Annotated in this window: 1 protein-coding gene; it reads right to left on the bottom strand. The window is 35.8% G+C overall.

All coding sequences use genetic code 11. From position 1 onward, the window contains the following. Positions 1 to 654: IS607 family transposase (locus tag GPK58_RS12585; RefSeq protein ID WP_215638745.1), on the bottom strand; the 654-nt coding region annotated here is incomplete at its 3' end. Positions 655 to 671: the final 17 nt, after the last annotated feature.

Here is a 671-nt window from a genome sequence, read left to right on the forward strand (position 1 = left end):
TGAATCTTGACTTTCTGTTCCTCTGACGGATTTATTTCCGTCTTGAAGCTCCTTAGCAATTTCCACATCCCTTTCTATTTGTTTTTTATACTTACGAAGTCCGTACAACCTGCAAGAGAACACCTGGAGTATTGAAACAATATCCTGCACGAGTTCTTCTTGTGGTGATAGTTCTTCATTGTTCACTACCACGATGGTCGTATTGAATTTCGCACAAAATTTTTCAAACCAGTCGTAACCAAATCTGATAAATCTATCTTTGTGAGTTACGATTATGGTTTTGATTTTTTGTTCCATCACTTCATCTAATAATTCGTTCCACTTTTTACGATTGTAATTAAGGCCACTTCCATAATCTTCAATACACTGGTCTACAATAATACCTTTGGCATTACAAAACTGTCGTAAAAATGCAACCTGGTTTTGTAAATCATCTTTTTGATTTCTTGTAGATACCCTGGCATAAATAACCACCTGACGTTGGTCATCTTCAGTACTTATTCCTTTGAATTGCAGATATTGGTCATAAGTGTAATAACGTCTATCAGTTGGAGTTCGGTTTGCCCTTAGAGTTCCTTCTCTATCCCAACGCTGTAATGTTTTTACAGATACACCTAACAGTTCAGCAAAATCTTTTGGCTTGTAATTTGTGATATTTGATGTGTTCATAA

Origin of the sequence: Blautia sp. MCC270, assembly GCF_018785605.1 — a bacterium.
Taxonomy (GTDB): Bacteria; Bacillota; Clostridia; order Lachnospirales; family Lachnospiraceae; genus Blautia_A; species Blautia_A fusiformis.